At 61.0% G+C, this 16444-nt stretch carries 14 protein-coding genes; 10 read left to right on the plus strand and 4 right to left on the minus strand.

Annotated elements, in window-relative coordinates:
• Positions 1-48: 48 nt before the first annotated feature.
• The 4 genes from AC3WJW_RS19165 to gap form a co-directional block, all read right to left on the minus strand.
• Positions 49-1014: a FecR family protein gene (locus tag AC3WJW_RS19165; RefSeq protein ID WP_493726996.1), complete on the minus strand. Its 966-nt coding sequence runs from the start codon at positions 1012-1014 to the stop codon at positions 49-51.
• A 91-nt stretch (positions 1015-1105) separates the two neighbouring features.
• Positions 1106-1633: an RNA polymerase sigma factor gene (locus AC3WJW_RS19170; protein ID WP_102700505.1), complete on the minus strand. Its 528-nt coding sequence runs from the start codon at positions 1631-1633 to the stop codon at positions 1106-1108.
• Positions 1634-1710: 77 nt separating this feature from the next.
• Positions 1711-2175, minus strand: coding sequence for a methylglyoxal synthase (locus AC3WJW_RS19175; RefSeq protein WP_116582949.1), 465 nt, complete (start codon positions 2173-2175; stop codon positions 1711-1713).
• Between the two features lie 328 nt (positions 2176-2503).
• The gene (gene gap, locus AC3WJW_RS19180; RefSeq protein WP_007974423.1) at positions 2504-3505 is read right to left on the minus strand and encodes a type I glyceraldehyde-3-phosphate dehydrogenase; all 1002 of its coding nucleotides are present in this window, start codon (positions 3503-3505) and stop codon (positions 2504-2506) included.
• A 220-nt stretch (positions 3506-3725) separates the two neighbouring features.
• On the opposite strand from gap, the gene edd reads away from it, so the two are divergent.
• From edd to AC3WJW_RS19230, 10 genes are all read left to right on the plus strand, one after another.
• Entirely contained in the window at positions 3726-5552 is a 1827-nt protein-coding gene (edd, locus tag AC3WJW_RS19185; RefSeq protein ID WP_493726997.1) for a phosphogluconate dehydratase, read from the plus strand.
• A complete protein-coding gene (locus AC3WJW_RS19190; RefSeq protein ID WP_493726998.1) occupies positions 5549-6508 on the plus strand; it encodes a glucokinase in 960 nt (319 codons plus the stop codon). The genes edd and AC3WJW_RS19190 overlap by 4 nt, the downstream gene beginning before the upstream one ends.
• A 179-nt stretch (positions 6509-6687) precedes the next feature.
• Positions 6688-7419: a response regulator gene (locus tag AC3WJW_RS19195; protein WP_007974429.1), complete on the plus strand. Its 732-nt coding sequence runs from the start codon at positions 6688-6690 to the stop codon at positions 7417-7419.
• The gene (locus AC3WJW_RS19200; protein ID WP_493726999.1) at positions 7409-8878 is read left to right on the plus strand and encodes an ATP-binding protein; all 1470 of its coding nucleotides are present in this window, start codon (positions 7409-7411) and stop codon (positions 8876-8878) included. The genes AC3WJW_RS19195 and AC3WJW_RS19200 overlap by 11 nt, the downstream gene beginning before the upstream one ends.
• A 224-nt stretch (positions 8879-9102) precedes the next feature.
• Positions 9103-10362, plus strand: coding sequence for a D-mannose isomerase (locus AC3WJW_RS19205; protein WP_493727000.1), 1260 nt, complete (start codon positions 9103-9105; stop codon positions 10360-10362).
• A 117-nt stretch (positions 10363-10479) separates the two neighbouring features.
• Positions 10480-11778, plus strand: a complete 1299-nt coding sequence (locus AC3WJW_RS19210) for an ABC transporter substrate-binding protein (protein ID WP_493727001.1) — start codon at positions 10480-10482, stop codon at positions 11776-11778.
• Positions 11779-11934: 156 nt separating this feature from the next.
• Complete coding sequence (locus AC3WJW_RS19215) at positions 11935-12843, plus strand: carbohydrate ABC transporter permease (RefSeq protein ID WP_007974433.1); 909 nt, start codon at positions 11935-11937, stop codon at positions 12841-12843.
• Positions 12836-13681, plus strand: a complete 846-nt coding sequence (locus AC3WJW_RS19220) for a carbohydrate ABC transporter permease (protein ID WP_218427135.1) — start codon at positions 12836-12838, stop codon at positions 13679-13681. The genes AC3WJW_RS19215 and AC3WJW_RS19220 overlap by 8 nt, the downstream gene beginning before the upstream one ends.
• A gap of 4 nt (positions 13682-13685) precedes the next feature.
• Entirely contained in the window at positions 13686-14846 is a 1161-nt protein-coding gene (locus tag AC3WJW_RS19225; protein WP_493727002.1) for an ABC transporter ATP-binding protein, read from the plus strand.
• A gap of 191 nt (positions 14847-15037) precedes the next feature.
• Positions 15038-16384, plus strand: a complete 1347-nt coding sequence (locus AC3WJW_RS19230; RefSeq protein WP_493727003.1) for a carbohydrate porin — start codon at positions 15038-15040, stop codon at positions 16382-16384.
• Positions 16385-16444 lie beyond the last annotated feature (60 nt).

Below are 16444 nucleotides of genomic sequence, written 5' to 3' on the forward strand. Positions count from 1 at the left end.
TATAACGAGACGTACAGGGTTTGGCTATCGAGTAAAAATAATTCTCATTCAGTTCAAGATGACCAGCGCCGGGAATTCCTGAAGCCGTGCCGAGGTGATGTGGGCCAGGGAGCGAACCACATCCAGTGGCTGATCGAGGCGGTAGTTGCCGGTCACGGCGACATCGGCCAACTGTTCGTTGTTGTTGATGATCCAGCCCGGGTAGTAGCGGCGAAGTTCCGCCAGCACCTGGTTCAACGGGCAGTTTTCAAACACCAGTCGCCCCTGGACCCACGCCAGGTCGGTGGCGGCATCCAGCTTGGCCGGGCGGTCGAAGCCGTTGGGGCCGATGCGAATGCTTTCCCCGGCGGACAAACGCACCCGCGCATCGTCACGGGTGGCGCGCAAGTCGACATCCCCGCGCTGCACCCGCACCTGTGCCACGCCGTCGAGGTAACGCACGGCAAACGCGGTATCGCGAACGCTGGCCGTGACCGGACCGGCGTCGATTTCCAGTGGCTGATTGCGATTGGCCTGCACTTCGAAAAACGCTTCACCCTGATACAGGCGGGCAACGCGTTGTTGATCGTTGATGGTGCTTGAGAACGCCGAATTGGTATTGAGCAGGACTTTGGAGCCGTCTTCCAGTTGCAGGCGCTGGCGCTCGCCGACCACGGTCAGGTGATCGGCCTGCAGGCGCATCGGCAGGTTGCTGAAACTGAACAGACCGAGCAGCAGCACGGCGGCGGTGGCCAGCGGTTTCCAGTGCGGACGCAGGCGGGCGAGGACCGTGACTTTCGCGGGACGGGCAGCCAGGCTTTGCGCGCATTGCGCCACTTGCGGGCCGTCCCAGATCGCCTGGGCCTTGGCGAACGCCTGGGCATTCAACGGATCGGCGTCAAGCCACGCCTGGAACTGGCGGGTCTGCTCCTCGTCGGGACTGCCGAGCACGATCAGCCAGTCCAGGGCCTGGTCCATCGCACTTGCGGGATCCTGCGCCGGTGAAGGCTCAGGGGAGCGGTGGTTGTCCGTCACGGTGTTTCCTCGGCAGGGGCTTTTGAGAAGCAGTTTTAAGCTGCAAGCCGCAAGCCGCAAGCTAAAGTTGGTTTCTGGATTGACTTGCAGCTTATAGCTTGCCGCTGCCGTCATGCCGTTCTGCAACCCCGATGCAGATCGACATGATCAGTTTGAGCTCTTTCTGCACAGTACTGAGGGATACGTTCAGCTCGTCGGCGATCTCCTGGTAGCTATGCCCGTGCAGGCGGCTGAGGATGAAAATCCGCTGTTGGCGGGCGCTGAGTTCACTGAGGCTCACGTTCAGGCGCTCCAGCAATTGTTCGGCGTGGGCGGCGTCTTCGGCGCTGCTGGTGGGGGCGGCGACGCTGTGCACCACCTCTTGCGGTACGTCGTCGACCATGGTGCGCGAATGGATGCGCCGTGCGCGCAAATGGTCCAGCGCCAGGTTGCGCGCCGTCTGGAAGACAAAGGGCTCAAGATGATCGATGGCCCGTTCGCTCAATGCACGGGTCACCCGCAGGTAGGTTTCCTGCAGGAGGTCTTCAGCGGTGCTGTGATTGTTGACCATCCGCTCCAGCGTGCGCAGCAGGGAGGTGCGCTGGGCGAGGAAAACGTGGTTGAAGCGCGACTGACTCACGGGAGAACCTGATCCATTTCGAGTGAATGATAATGCTTATCATCTACTCGAATGGTCAAGCACTGATTTGTGAAGCTTTACGCGCGACCCTGCAGATAGCTCGCGTAATCGGGAATCCGATGAGGATGCGCCTGATCCATCAACGGGCTGCTGAGCAGGTAGTCGGCGCTGCATTCGTTGCACGCCACCGGGATGTTCCACACGGCTGCGACCCGCAGCAATGCCTTGATATCCGGGTCGTGGGGTTGTGGCTCGAACGGGTCCCAGAAGAACACCAGCATGTCGACCCGCTGCTCGGCGATTTGCGCACCGAGCTGCTGGTCGCCGCCCAGGGGGCCACTAATCATGCTTTCCACGGGCAGGTCGAGGCGTTGTTGCAACAACAACCCCGTGGTGCCGGTAGCGACCAGATCATGCTGGGCCAGCTTGTCTTTCTGCCGTTCGGCCCAGTCGAGCAAGAACACCTTGCAGTGGTCATGGGCAACCAGGGCGATACGCTTGCGCGCCGCCAGAGTCTTTTGCGTAAAAGTAATGCCGATCATTGCATGCTGCTCCAGACGCCTTAGAGATGTTCCAAATACCCGTGTAGGAGCTGCCGCAGGCTGCGATCTTTTGATCTTGGTCTTTTGAAATTCAAGATCAAAAGATCGCAGCCTGCGGCAGCTCCTACAGGTGAACAGGCGGTGCTTTACCCGGCGTTGCCGCCGAAAGTAATGCCGATCATTGCGTGCTGCTCCAGACGCCTGTGAGGTGTTGCAAATCCCTGTGTAGGAGCTGCCGAAGGCTGCGATCTTTTGATCTTGGTCTTTTGAAAATCAAGATCAAAAGATCGCAGCCTTCGGCAGCTCCTACAGGTGAATAGGCAGTGCTTTACTCGGCGTTACACAGCGCCAGGCAGTTATCGAGCATGCGGTTGGAGAAGCCCCACTCGTTGTCGTACCAGGCCAGGACCTTGAGCAGTTTGCCGCTGGACTTGGTGTGGTTGGCGTCGAAGATCGACGACAGGGGGTTGTGGTTGAAGTCGCTGGAGACCAGCGGCAGGGTGTTGTACCCAAGGATCTTCGAGTGCTGGCTGGCCTCTTTCATCAGCGCATTGACCTCATCGGCCGACGCTTCGCGCTTGAGCTGCACGGTCAGGTCCACCAGCGACACATTGATCACCGGGACGCGCACCGACATGCCGGTCAATTTGCCCGCCAGTTCCGGCAGCACCAGGCCCACTGCTTCAGCAGCACCGGTCTTGCTCGGAATCATGTTCTGGGTGGCCGAACGGGCGCGGTATGGATCGACGTGATAGACGTCGGTCAGGTGCTGGTCGTTGGTGTAGGCATGAATGGTGGTCATCAGACCGCTTTCGATGCCCAGCTCGCGGTGCAGCACCTGGGCCACCGGGGCCAGACAGTTGGTGGTGCACGACGCGTTGGAAATGATCTGGTGCGACTGGCGCAGAATGTCGTGGTTCACCCCGTAAACCACGGTGGCATCGGCGCCTTTGGCCGGGGCCGAGATAATCACTTTGCGCGCGCCGGCCGTAATATGCGCGGCGGCTTTGGCCCGGTCGGTGAACAGGCCGGTGCATTCGAACACCACATCAATCTTTTCCGCGGCCCAGGGCAGGTCGGCCGGGTTGCGGATGGCGCTGACCGAAATGCGGTCACCGTTGACTGTCAGGCTCTCCTGGTCGTGCTGGACATCGGCATCGAACGTGCCGTGAACGGTGTCGTACTTGAGTAGATGAGCATTGATCGCGCTGTCGCCCAGGTCGTTGATGGCGACGATCTGCAGATCCTGACGGTAGCCCTGGGTATAGAGTGCGCGCAGGACATTACGGCCGATGCGGCCAAAACCATTGATTGCGATTCGAAGAGTCATATTGCGGCGCTACCGTCGTTTTGTTGTTGGAATTACAAGATTATTCGCAAAAAAATAGAAAACAAGCCTTTTTGATGGCAATATTTTGTTCAATCTACAACGAGCGACCTGAATCAACTGGTCCAACCGATCAAGAAAACCGTCTGTCATCCCATCGACACCGGCCTTTGATCAGCATAGACAATCAGGTCGCCACATCCGTTAGCCTGGAGTTCTACACATGCATCCCCGCGTCCTTGAGGTCACCGAACGGCTTATCGCCCGCAGTCGCGCCACGCGTGAGGCTTACCTTGCATTGATTCGCGGTGCGGCCAGCGACGGTCCGATGCGCGGCAAGCTGCAATGCGCCAACTTCGCCCATGGCGTGGCCGGTTGCGGCAGCGACGACAAGCACAGCCTGCGGATGATGAACGCCGCGAACATCGCGATTGTTTCGTCATATAACGACATGCTCTCGGCGCACCAGCCGTATGAAGTCTTTCCGGAACTGATCAAAAAGGCCCTGCGCGAAATCGGCTCCGTCGGCCAGTTCGCCGGTGGCACACCGGCCATGTGCGATGGCGTGACCCAGGGCGAGCCGGGCATGGAGCTGAGCCTGCCGAGCCGCGAAGTGATCGCGCTGTCCACCGCCGTGGCGCTGTCCCACAACATGTTCGACGGCGCGCTGCTGCTCGGCATCTGCGACAAGATCGTGCCGGGGCTGATGATGGGCGCGCTGCGCTTCGGCCATCTGCCGATGATCTTCGTGCCGGGCGGGCCGATGGTCTCGGGCATTTCCAACAAGCAGAAAGCCGACGTGCGCCAGAAATACGCCGAAGGCAAGGCGACCCGCGAGGAGCTGCTGGAATCGGAGATGAAGTCCTACCACAGCCCTGGCACCTGCACCTTCTACGGCACCGCCAACACCAACCAGCTGCTGATGGAAGTCATGGGCCTGCACCTGCCGGGCGCGTCCTTCGTCAACCCGAACACGCCGCTGCGTGATGCCCTGACCCGCGAGGCGGCGCACCAGGTCACGCGCCTGACCAAACAGAATGGCGACTTCATGCCGATCGGCGAAATCGTCGACGAGCGTTCGCTGGTCAACTCGATTGTCGCGCTGCACGCCACCGGCGGCTCGACCAACCACACCCTGCACATGCCGGCCATCGCCATGGCGGCGGGCATTCAACTGACCTGGCAGGACATGGCCGACCTCTCCGAGGTGGTGCCGACCCTGAGCCACGTCTACCCGAACGGCAAGGCCGACATCAACCACTTCCAGGCTGCGGGCGGCATGTCGTTCCTGATCCGCGAACTGCTGGAAGCCGGGCTGCTCCACGAAAACGTCAACACCGTGATGGGCCACGGCCTGAGCCGCTATACCCAGGAGCCGTTCCTCGACAGCGGCGAGCTGGTGTGGCGCGAAGGCGTGACCGACAGCCTCGATGAAAGCATCCTGCGTCCGGTCGCCCGTGCATTCTCGGCCGAAGGTGGCCTGCGTGTGATGGAAGGCAACCTCGGTCGCGGGGTGATGAAAGTCTCTGCCGTCGCCGTGGAAAACCAGATTGTCGAAGCGCCGGCCATGGTGTTCCAGGATCAGCAGGACCTGGCCGATGCATTCAAGGCCGGTTTGCTGGAGAAGGATTTTGTCGCGGTGATGCGCTTCCAGGGGCCGCGCTCCAACGGCATGCCCGAACTGCACAAGATGACGCCGTTCCTCGGCGTGTTGCAGGACCGCGGCTTCAAGGTGGCGCTGGTGACTGACGGACGCATGTCCGGGGCGTCGGGGAAAATTCCGGCGGCCATTCACGTCAGCCCCGAAGCTTATGTCGGCGGCGCTTTGGCGCGGGTGCAAGAGGGCGATATCATCCGCGTCGATGGCGTCAAAGGCACCCTGGAGCTTAAGGTGGACGCCGAAGAATTCGCAGCGCGCACGCCGGCCAAGGGCCTGTTGGGCAACAACATCGGCACCGGTCGCGAACTGTTTGGTTTCATGCGCATGGCCTTCAGCTCGGCGGAGCAGGGCGCCAGCGCCTTTACTTCTGCCCTGGAGACGCTTAATTGAAACTGGCTTTGGTCGGTGACATCGGTGGGACCAACGCACGTTTCGCGTTGTGGAAAAACCAGCAGCTGGAATCGGTCCAAGTGCTGGCAACGGCGGACTTCCCCAGCCCGGAAGAAGCGATCAGCCTCTACCTCAACGGTCTGGGGCTGGCACCGGGTTCGATCGGTTCGGTGTGCCTGTCGGTGGCCGGTCCCGTCAGTGGCGATGAGTTCAAGTTCACCAACAATCACTGGCGCCTGAGCCGCAAGGGTTTCTGCCAGACCTTGCAGGTGGATCAACTGTTGCTGGTCAACGACTTCTCGGCCATGGCCCTGGGCATGACCCGTTTGCAGCCCGGCGAATTCCGCGTGGTCTGCGAAGGCATGCCGGAGCCGTTGCGCCCGGCCGTGGTGATCGGTCCGGGCACCGGCCTGGGTGTCGGCACCTTGCTCGATCTGGGCGAGGGCCGGTTTGCTGCGTTGCCAGGGGAGGGCGGCCACGTCGACCTGCCATTGAGCAGCCCGCGTGAAACCCAACTGTGGCAGCACATCTTCAACGAGATCGGCCATGTCAGTGCTGAAACGGCGTTGAGCGGCGGCGGCTTGCCCCGCGTCTACCGGGCGATCTGTGCGGTGGACGGGCACACGCCTGTGCTCGACACGCCGGAAGCCATCACCGCCGCCGGGCTGGCGGGCGACCCGATTGCCGTGGAAGTGCTTGAGCAGTTCTGCTGCTGGCTCGGTCGCGTGGCGGGCAACAACGTGCTGACCAGCGGCGGACGCGGTGGCGTGTACATCGTTGGCGGGGTGATTCCACGGTTTGCCGATTTCTTCCTCGAAAGCGGTTTCGCCCGCTGCTTCGCCGACAAGGGTTGCATGAGCGATTACTTCAAGGGGATTCCGGTGTGGCTGGTGACGGCGCCGTATTCGGGCCTCGTCGGTGCCGGTGTAGCGCTGGAGCAATCTATTCCGGTTTGAAAATGCGATCAAAATGTGGGAGCGAGCCTGCTCGCGAATGCGGTGTGTCAGTCAACGAATGTGTTGAATGTAAAACCGCTTTCGCGAGCAGGCTCGCTCCCACAGTTGTTTCTGTGGTGTTTGTAGAATCAGTGCATCAGGCATAATCCGCCCAATTCAAACAACAAGGACGCCGCCCCGTGAGCTCAGTCAACAAGTCGATTTTGTTGGTCGATGACGATCAAGAGATACGCGAGTTGCTGGACACCTACCTGACTCGCGCCGGGTTCCAGGTGCGTGCCACTGCCGATGGCGCCGGTTTTCGCCAGGCGCTGAACGAGGCGCCGGCCGACCTGGTGATCCTTGACGTGATGCTGCCCGACGAAGACGGCTTCAGCCTGTGTCGCTGGATTCGCCAGCATCCGCGCCAGGCGCAGGTGCCGATCATCATGCTCACCGCCAGTTCCGACGAAGCCGACCGTGTCATCGGCCTGGAGCTGGGTGCCGACGATTACCTCGGCAAGCCGTTCAGCCCACGGGAATTGCAGGCGCGGATCAAGGCGTTGCTGCGCCGCGCGCAGTTCGGTCAGGAGCGTAACGGCGGTGAGGTGCTGGCCTTCGATGACTGGCGCCTGGACATGGTCAGCCATCGGTTGTTTCACATCGATGGCGAAGAGGTGATTCTCTCGGGGGCCGACTTCGCACTGCTGAAACTGTTCCTCGATCATCCGCAGGAAATCCTCGACCGCGACACCATCGGCAACGCGACTCGTGGCCGTGAATTGATGCCGCTGGATCGCATCGTCGACATGGCGGTCAGCCGGTTGCGCCAGCGCCTGCGCGACACGGAAAAACCGCCACGGTTGATCCGCACCGTACGTGGCAGCGGCTACCAACTGGCGGCCAATGTGGTTGCCGGCAATGGCCACTGAGATGTTGCGCAAGCTCGCCGCCAGGGTACCGATGCCGCGTTCGCTGCTCGGGCGGATGTTGCTGTTGACCTTGCTTGCCGTGTTGTTCGCCCAGGCGCTGTCGAGTGTGATCTGGGTGTCGCAATTGCGCGCCACGCAGCTCGAGGGCCTGGTTACCAGCGCCCGCAGCCTGGCCCATTCGATGACCGCCAGTGTCAGCTATTTCCGTTCGTTGCCGGTGGCGTTTCGGCCCCTGGTGCTCGATCAGTTGCGCAGCATGGGCGGCACCCGGTTCGTGGTCACGCTCAACGACAAACCCCTGGGCATGGAAGTGCTGCCCATCACCCCGCGCAAAGAGGCGGTGCTCAAGGCGGTGGACGAGGTGCTGCGCCAGTCCCTCGGCCAGGACACGGACATCTCGGTGACCTTCGTCAGCCCGGAAGACCTGCGCATCTTCAATGGCGGCCTGAAACTCGATGAGTTGCCACGCTCCTGGGCGCACTACGCGTTGACCCTGGAACCGGTGAACCCGCCGGTGCTGGTCACGCAGATCCAGATGGCACCGGGCGAATGGCTGTACATCGCCTCGCTGCTGCCCGAGCCCTACACCAGTCTTGAAGAGCAGGGGCTGCCGGCGCAGCAGGTGTGGTTCATCGTCCTGACCAGCGGCTTTCTGCTGTTGTTCATCGGCCTGCTGGTGCACTGGCAGAGTCGTCCGCTCAAGCGCCTGGCGCGGGCCGCGCGCGATCTGTCGCTGGGTGCCGACGTGGAACCGGTGGCCGAGGGCGGTGGCAGCGAAGTGGTCGAGGTCGGGCGCGCCTTCAACACCATGCGCGAGCGCATCAGCCGTTACCTGACCGAGCGCAGTCAGTTGTTCAGTGCGATCTCCCACGACTTGCGCACGCCGATCACCCGTTTGCGCCTGCGCGTTGAATTGCTCGAAGACGAAACGTTGCAAGCCAAGTTCGGACGCGATCTGGACGAACTCGAATTGCTGGTCAAGGGCGCGTTGCAATGCGTGAAGGACACCGACATCCACGAGAACATCGAGCCGGTGGACCTCAATCATGTGCTCGACTGCCTGGTGGAACCGTACCTGGCCCCCAACGGCAATGGTCGCGTGACCCAGCAGGGGCGGGCGCTGGCGGCGTATCCGGGCAAACCGCTGGCGCTCAAGCGCTGCATCGGCAACCTGATCGACAATGCATTGAAGTACGGGCAGAACGCGCACCTGCACATCGATGACGATGACCGCGTGTTCATCCTGCATGTCGATGATGAAGGGCCGGGCGTGCCGGAGCAGCGGCTGGAGCAGGTGTTCGAACCGCATTTCCGTCTGGCCGGGCAGCAGCAGGGGTATGGGTTGGGACTGGGGATTGCCCGCAATATTGCCCATAGCCATGGTGGTGAGGTCAGCTTGCAGAACCTGCGTGAGGGTGGGTTGCGGGTGACCCTGCAATTGCCACGCAGCGTTGACTAGTTAGACTGCGTTATCGTTCTTCGCGAGCAGGCTCGCTCCCACATTGGATTTGTATAAGACGCCACCCTGTGGGAGCGAGCCTGCTCGCGAAGGCGTCAGATGATCCAACACATCTCCCAAGGAAATGTCACAACCTGGTGACATAACCCACCCCCTTCGTTACAAGCCCGCCGCCTTCCGTTGTTTATGCTGCCCCTCAGTCATAACAACAAAAAAGGTACGCCATGGACACCCTCCAACCAGCCTTCAGCAGTTGGCTGAACGCACCTGCCCATCAGCAATGGCTCGCCGCCGAAGGCCTGCGCCTGTTGAGTTTTGCCAAGGCCTCCAAGCTCCCTGAAGGCTTCGGCAACCTCGATGAAAAGGGCCGCCTCCCGGCCGATGCGCAAGCCCAGACCATGAACACCGCACGCATGACTCACAGCTTCGCCATGGCCCACATTCAGGGTTTGCCAGGCTTTGCCGAACTGGTCGATCACGGCGTTGCGGCACTGCGCGGGCCCCTGCGCGATGGGGTTCACGGCGGCTGGTTCGCCACCGCCGAACATCGCGATGGCAACACCGGCAAGAACGCCTACCTGCATGCTTTCGTCGCACTGGCCGCCAGTTCGGCGGTGGTCGCCCAGCGTCCCGCTGCGCAAGCCTTGCTCGATGATGCCATCGACATCATCGACACCTGGTTCTGGAATGAAGAAGAAGGCGCGATGCGCGAATCCTTCAATCGCGACTGGAGTGAAGAGGAGGCGTACCGGGGCGCCAACAGCAACATGCACGCCACCGAAGCCTTCCTCGCCCTGGCCGATGTCACTGAAGACAAGCGTTGGCTTTGCCGTGCACAGCGCATTGTCGAACGCGTGATCCATGGTCACGCCGCTGCCAACGACTACCTGGTGATCGAGCATTTCGACCGCGACTGGCAGCCACTGCGGAACTACAACCGTGACAATCCGGCGGACGGTTTTCGCCCCTACGGCACCACCCCGGGCCACGGTTTCGAGTGGGCGCGGCTGTTGCTGCACCTCGAAGCTTCGCGGGTGAGTGCGGGGATGCTCACGCCGGGCTGGCTGGTCACCGACGCGCAACAACTCTTCGAGCACAACTGTCGTCACGGCTGGAACATCGATGGCGCGCCGGGGATTGTCTACACCCTGGACTGGGACAACAAAGCGGTGGTCCGCCATCGCCTGCACTGGACCCATTGCGAAGCCAGTGCCGCCGCCAGTGCACTGATCAAACGCACGGGTGAAGTGCAATACGAGCAGTGGTACCGCCTGTTCTGGGAATTCTGTGACAGTCATTTCATCGATCGCTGTGATGGCAGCTGGTATCACGAACTCGATCCGCAAAACCGCCCGAGCGCCGATATCTGGCCCGGCAAGCCTGACCTTTACCATGCCTGGCAAGCCGTGCTGATTCCGCGCCTGGCGCTGTCGCCGAGCATGGCCACGGCGCTGGCGCAGTTGTCCCAGAGCGGTTCTATGTAACCATGCGGTGACATTCGCGCATCCCTTCGTTACCTGCGAGGGGATATCCCCTGTTTAGAATCTTATGCAGCGCAAGCAACAGACTTGCATGCATAACAACAAGAAAGGTGCTCCTAGATGAATGCGATTTCTCGCCTCGCTACTGTCATTTCTCTCGCTTCCCTGTCTGCGCTCCCCCTCAGTGTCCTGGCCGCCGAATCCAAAGGTTCCGTTGAAGTCGTTCACTGGTGGACCTCCGGTGGTGAAAAAGCAGCGGTCGATGTCCTGAAGGCTCAAGTCGAAAAAGATGGCTTCACCTGGAAGGACGGCGCAGTCGCCGGTGGCGGCGGTTCCACGGCCATGACCGTACTCAAGAGTCGCGCCGTCGCTGGCAACCCGCCAGGCGTTGCGCAGATCAAGGGTCCGGACATCCAGGAGTGGGGCAGCACCGGCCTGCTCAGCACCGACGCGTTGAAAGAGGTTTCCAAGGCGGAAAACTGGGATGGCCTGCTGTCGAAGAAAGTCTCCGACACCGTGAAGTATGAAGGCGACTATGTCGCCGTGCCGGTGAACATCCACCGCGTCAACTGGCTGTGGATCAACCCGCAAGTGTTCAAGAAAGCCGGGATCGAAAAAGCCCCCACCACCCTCGAAGAATTCTATGCCGCCGGCGACAAGCTCAAGGCCGCCGGCTTCATCGCGCTCGCCCACGGTGGCCAGCCTTGGCAGGACAGCACCGTGTTTGAAGACGTGGTGCTCTCGGTCATGGGCGCCGACGGTTACAAGAAAGCCCTGGTCGACCTGGACCAGAAAACCCTGTCCGGCCCGGAGATGACCCAGTCGTTCGCCGAGCTGAAAAAGATCACCGGCTACATGGACCCGAACCGCGCCGGTCGTGACTGGAACATCGCCGCCGCCGACGTCATCAACGGCAAGGCCGGCATGCAGATGATGGGCGACTGGGCGAAAAGCGAGTGGACGGCAGCCGGGAAAGTCGCGGGCAAGGACTACCTGTGCGTAGCGTTCCCGGGCACTGAAAAAGCCTTCACCTACAACATCGACTCCCTGGCGGTGTTCAAGCTCAAGGCCGATCGCAAGGGCGACATCGCTGCCCAGCAAGACCTGGCCAAAGTGGCGTTGGGCACCGACTTCCAGAAAGTCTTCAGCATGAACAAGGGGTCGATCCCGGTGCGTAACGACATGCTGGGTGAAATGGACAAGCTCGGCTTCGACGAGTGCGCCCAGAAGTCGGCGAAGGACTTCATCGCGGACGACAAGACCGGCGGCCTGCAACCGAGCATGGCGCACAACATGGCCACCTCCCTGGCCGTGCAGGGCGCGATCTTCGACGTGGTCACCAACTTCATGAACGACAAGGACGCAGACCCGGCCAAGGCCAGCGCCCAACTGGCTTCGGCTGTCAAAGCCGCCCAGTAATCCCTGACACCTAGCACCCCCTGTGGGAGCGAGCCTGCTCGCGAAAGCGGTCTGACATTCAGAAGTGATGTCGACTGAAACACCGCCTTCGCGAGCAGGCTCGCTCCCACAAGGGGTCACCGTGTCGGTTCATTTCTCTAAACCTGGATTATCCCGATGAGCTCTGTGGCGGTTTTCAGCAAAGCCTCACCGTTCGATGCGCTGCAACGCTGGCTACCCAAATTGGTACTCGCGCCGAGCATGCTGATCGTGTTGGTTGGCTTCTACGGTTACATCATCTGGACGTTCATTCTGTCCTTCACCAATTCCAGCTTCATGCCGAGCTACAAGTGGGTCGGCCTGCAGCAATACATGCGCCTGATGGACAACGACCGCTGGTGGGTCGCGAGCAAGAACCTCGCGGTGTTCGGCGGCATGTTCATCGGCATCAGCCTGGTGCTGGGCGTGTTCCTCGCCGTGCTGCTGGACCAGCGCATTCGCAAGGAAGGCTTCATCCGCACCGTCTACCTGTACCCGATGGCGCTGTCGATGATCGTCACCGGTACCGCCTGGAAATGGCTGCTCAACCCTGGCCTGGGCCTGGACAAGATGCTGCGTGACTGGGGCTGGGAAGGCTTCCGTCTCGACTGGCTGGTGGATCAGGATCGCGTCGTCTACTGCCTGGTGATCGCCGCCGTATGGCAAGCCTCCGGGTTTGTCATGGCGATGTTCCTCGCCGGCCTGCGCGGTGTCGATCAATCGATCATCCGTGCCGCGCAAGTCGATGGGGCGAGCCTGCCGACCATCTACCTGAAGATCGTCCTGCCGAGCCTGCGTCCGGTGTTCTTCAGTGCCTTCATGATCCTGGCGCACATCGCGATCAAGAGCTTCGACCTGGTCGCGGCGATGACTGCGGGCGGCCCGGGTTATTCATCCGACCTGCCGGCGATGTTCATGTATTCCTTCACCTTCAGCCGTGGCCAGATGGGCATCGGTTCGGCCAGCGCCATGCTGATGCTCGGCGCCGTGCTGACCATCCTCGTGCCGTACCTGTACTCCGAGCTGCGAGGCAAACGCCATGACTAATCAACTCGGCAAACCATCGCTCAGCTTCAGCCGCATCGCGATCTACGCCACCTTGTTGCTGGCCGCTGCGATCTACCTGATCCCGCTGGTGGTGATGCTGCTGACCAGCTTCAAATCCCCGGAAGACATCCGCACCGGCAACCTGCTGAGCTGGCCGACCGTGATCGACGGCATCGGCTGGATCAAGGCCTGGGACGTGGTCGGCGGCTACTTCTGGAACTCGGTGAAGATCACCGTGCCGGCGGTGCTGATCTCGACCTTCATCGGCGCGATGAACGGCTACGTGCTGTCGATGTGGCGCTTCCGTGGCTCGCAGTTGTTCTTCGGCCTGTTGCTGTTCGGCTGCTTCCTGCCGTTCCAGACCGTGCTGCTGCCGGCCTCGTTCACCCTCGGCAAATTCGGCCTGGCCAACACCACCACCGGCCTGGTGCTGGTGCACGTGGTCTACGGCCTGGCGTTCACCACGCTGTTCTTCCGCAACTACTACGTGAGCATTCCGGATGCGCTGGTCAAGGCCGCAAGGCTCGATGGTGCGGGCTTCTTCACGATCTTCCTGAAAATCCTGCTGCCGATGTCGATCCCGATCGTGATGGTCTGCCTGATCTGGCAGTTCACCCAGATCTGGAACGACTTCCTGTTCGGCGTGGTCTTCGCCAGCGGCGATGCCCAGCCAATTACCGTGGCCCTGAACAACCTGGTCAACACCAGCACCGGGGCCAAGGAATACAACGTTGATATGGCCGCCGCGATGATCGCCGGGCTGCCGACACTGCTGGTCTACATATTCGCTGGCAAGTATTTCCTGCGTGGGCTGACGTCCGGCGCGGTCAAGGGGTAGAAAGATGGCAACTCTCGAATTGCGCAACGTCAACAAGACCTACGGCCCCGGCTTGCCGGACACCCTGAAAAACATCGAACTGAAAATCGATGACGGTGAGTTCCTGATCCTGGTCGGCCCGTCGGGCTGCGGTAAGTCCACGCTGATGAACTGCATCGCCGGCCTGGAAACCATCAGCGGCGGCGCGATCCTGGTGGATGACGCCGACATCAGCGGCATGAGTCCCAAGGATCGTGACATCGCCATGGTGTTCCAGTCCTACGCGCTGTACCCGACCATGAGCGTGCGCGACAACATCGCCTTCGGCCTGAAGATCCGCAAAATGCCGACCGCGGAAATCGACGAGGAGGTCGCTCGCGTATCCAAGCTGCTGCAGATCGAACACCTGCTCAGCCGCAAGCCCGGCCAGCTCTCCGGCGGCCAGCAACAGCGCGTGGCGATGGGTCGTGCATTGGCGCGGCGGCCGAAGATTTATCTGTTCGACGAACCGCTGTCCAACCTCGACGCCAAGCTGCGGGTCGAGATGCGCACCGAAATGAAACTGATGCACCAGCGCCTGAAAACCACCACGGTCTACGTGACCCACGACCAGATCGAAGCGATGACCCTGGGTGACAAAGTGGCGGTGATGAAGGACGGGATCATCCAGCAATTCGGTACGCCGAAGGACATCTACAACAACCCGGCCAACCTCTTCGTGGCGAGCTTCATCGGCTCGCCGCCGATGAACTTCATCCCGCTGCGCCTGCAGCGCAAGGACGGTCGCCTGCTGGCACTGCTCGACAGCGGCCAGGCCCGTTGCGAGTTGCCGCTGGGCATGCAGGACGCCGGTCTCGAAGATCGCGAAGTGATCCTCGGCATGCGCCCTGAACAGATCATCCTGGCCAACGGTGAAGCGAACGGTTTGCCGACCATTCGTGCCGAAGTCCAGGTCACCGAACCGACCGGGCCGGACACCCTGGTCTTCGTCAACCTCAATGACACCAAGGTCTGCTGCCGCCTGGCGCCGGATGTGGCGCCTGCGGTGGGGGAGACCCTGACCCTGCAATTCGATCCGGCGAAAGTGCTGCTGTTCGATGCCAGGACAGGGGAACGGTTGGGCGTTGCCGGCGTGCCAAAAGCCGAGACGCATGCTGACAACGTCGCACAGTTCAAAGGTAGATAGAGATCAATGTGGGAGCGAGCTTGCTCGCGATAGCGGACTGACATTCAACATCGTTGTCACCTGATACACCGCCATCGCGAGCAAGCTCGCTCCCACAGGGGGGATTCGCAATGCACGGCCTGTCGCGCATTGCACCGGATGTAACCGCGTTAAAGAAGAAAAGTTAATAACAATAAAACGAGGATGTAGGGATGAAGATGACGAACAAGGCCCGGTTGATCTGCCAGGTTTCAGCAGCGGCAGCACTGGTACTGGCCGGCAATGCGATGGCCGATGAAGCGTTCAGCTCCGACTCCAAGTGGATGACGGGCGACTGGGGTGGCGAGCGTACCAAGCTGATCGAGCAAGGCATCGACATCAAGATGGACTACGTCGGTGAAGTCGGCGGCAACCTGCATGGCGGCTTCAACGATGACAAGACCGCGCGCTACGCCGACCAGTTCGGCCTGGGCGCGGCGCTGGACCTGGAAAAACTGTTCGGCTGGGACAACACCCAGGCCAAGATCCAGCTCACCAACCGTAACGGCGAAAACATCTCCAACGACCGTATCGGCGACCCGCGTGCCGGCACCTTGAGTTCCTCCCAGGAAGTCTACGGTCGTGGCCACATGGTGCGTCTGACCCAGTTGTGGATTCAGCACCAGTTCTTCGACAACAAACTGGACGTCAAGGCCGGTTACTTCGGTGAAGGTGAAGACTTCAACACCTTCCCGTGCGAATTCCAGAACCTGGCGTTCTGCGGATCCCAGGTCGGTAACTGGGCCACCAACATCTGGTACAACTGGCCGGTCAGCCAGGCGGCGATCCGCGTGAAGTACCACATCAATGACGAGCTCTACGCCCAGATCGGCGCGTACAACCAGAACACGTCGCAACTGGAGCACGGTAACGGCTTCAAGCTCAGCGGCAGTGGCACCAATGGCACCGTCCTGCCGGTCGAGCTGGTCTGGTCGCCGAAGGTCAACAGCCTGCCGGGCGAATACCGTGTCGGCTACTACAAAAGCACCTCCGATGCCGACGACGTTCTCAAGGACGACAACGGCCAGGATGCCGCGACCACCGGCAACCCTTATCGCGTCCACGATAGCAAGCACGGCTACTGGTTCGTCGCGCAGCAGCAACTCACCAGCCACAACGGCGATGCTTCCCGTGGCCTGAACATCGCGGCCAACGCCACCTTCCACGACAAGGACACCAACTTCATCGACAACTACCAGTCGCTGATGTTCGTGTACAAGGGCCCGTTCGACGCACGTCCCAAGGATGACGTGGGCATCGGTTTCGCCCGTATCCATGTCAACGATGATGTGAAGAAAAACGCCGAGCTGACCAACGCGGCCAATGGCGTTTCGGAATACGACAATCCGCTGTTCTCGCCCATTCGTGAAACCGAATACAACTACGAGATCAACTACGGCTTCCACGTGACCAACTGGCTGACCGTACGTCCCAACCTGCAATACGTCACTCACCCGGGTGGTGTGGATGAAGTCGACAACGCGCTGGTGGCCGGCCTGAAAATTCAGTCGGTGTTCTAACGCGTCTGCGATAAGCTTCTCTCCATGTGCGCATATTTGCGGACAGCCATGGCTGTCCGC

It is taken from the genome of Pseudomonas sp. GW821-FHT07G06 (assembly GCF_058986625.1).

Excerpts from the sequence above, each read along its gene's own strand:
- AC3WJW_RS19230 (WP_493727003.1), top strand. The coding sequence starts at position 15,038 with ATGAAGATGACGAACAAGGCCCGGTTGATCTGCCAGGTTTCAGCAGCG.
- AC3WJW_RS19205 (WP_493727000.1), top strand. The coding sequence starts at position 9,103 with ATGGACACCCTCCAACCAGCCTTCAGCAGTTGGCTGAACGCACCTGCC.
- edd (WP_493726997.1), top strand. The coding sequence starts at position 3,726 with ATGCATCCCCGCGTCCTTGAGGTCACCGAACGGCTTATCGCCCGCAGT.
- AC3WJW_RS19200 (WP_493726999.1), top strand. The coding sequence starts at position 7,409 with ATGGCCACTGAGATGTTGCGCAAGCTCGCCGCCAGGGTACCGATGCCG.
- AC3WJW_RS19215 (WP_007974433.1), top strand. The coding sequence starts at position 11,935 with ATGAGCTCTGTGGCGGTTTTCAGCAAAGCCTCACCGTTCGATGCGCTG.
- AC3WJW_RS19225 (WP_493727002.1), top strand. The coding sequence starts at position 13,686 with ATGGCAACTCTCGAATTGCGCAACGTCAACAAGACCTACGGCCCCGGC.
- AC3WJW_RS19210 (WP_493727001.1), top strand. The coding sequence starts at position 10,480 with ATGAATGCGATTTCTCGCCTCGCTACTGTCATTTCTCTCGCTTCCCTG.
- gap (WP_007974423.1), bottom strand. The coding sequence starts at position 3,505 with ATGACTCTTCGAATCGCAATCAATGGTTTTGGCCGCATCGGCCGTAAT.
- AC3WJW_RS19175 (WP_116582949.1), bottom strand. The coding sequence starts at position 2,175 with ATGATCGGCATTACTTTTACGCAAAAGACTCTGGCGGCGCGCAAGCGT.
- AC3WJW_RS19220 (WP_218427135.1), top strand. The coding sequence starts at position 12,836 with ATGACTAATCAACTCGGCAAACCATCGCTCAGCTTCAGCCGCATCGCG.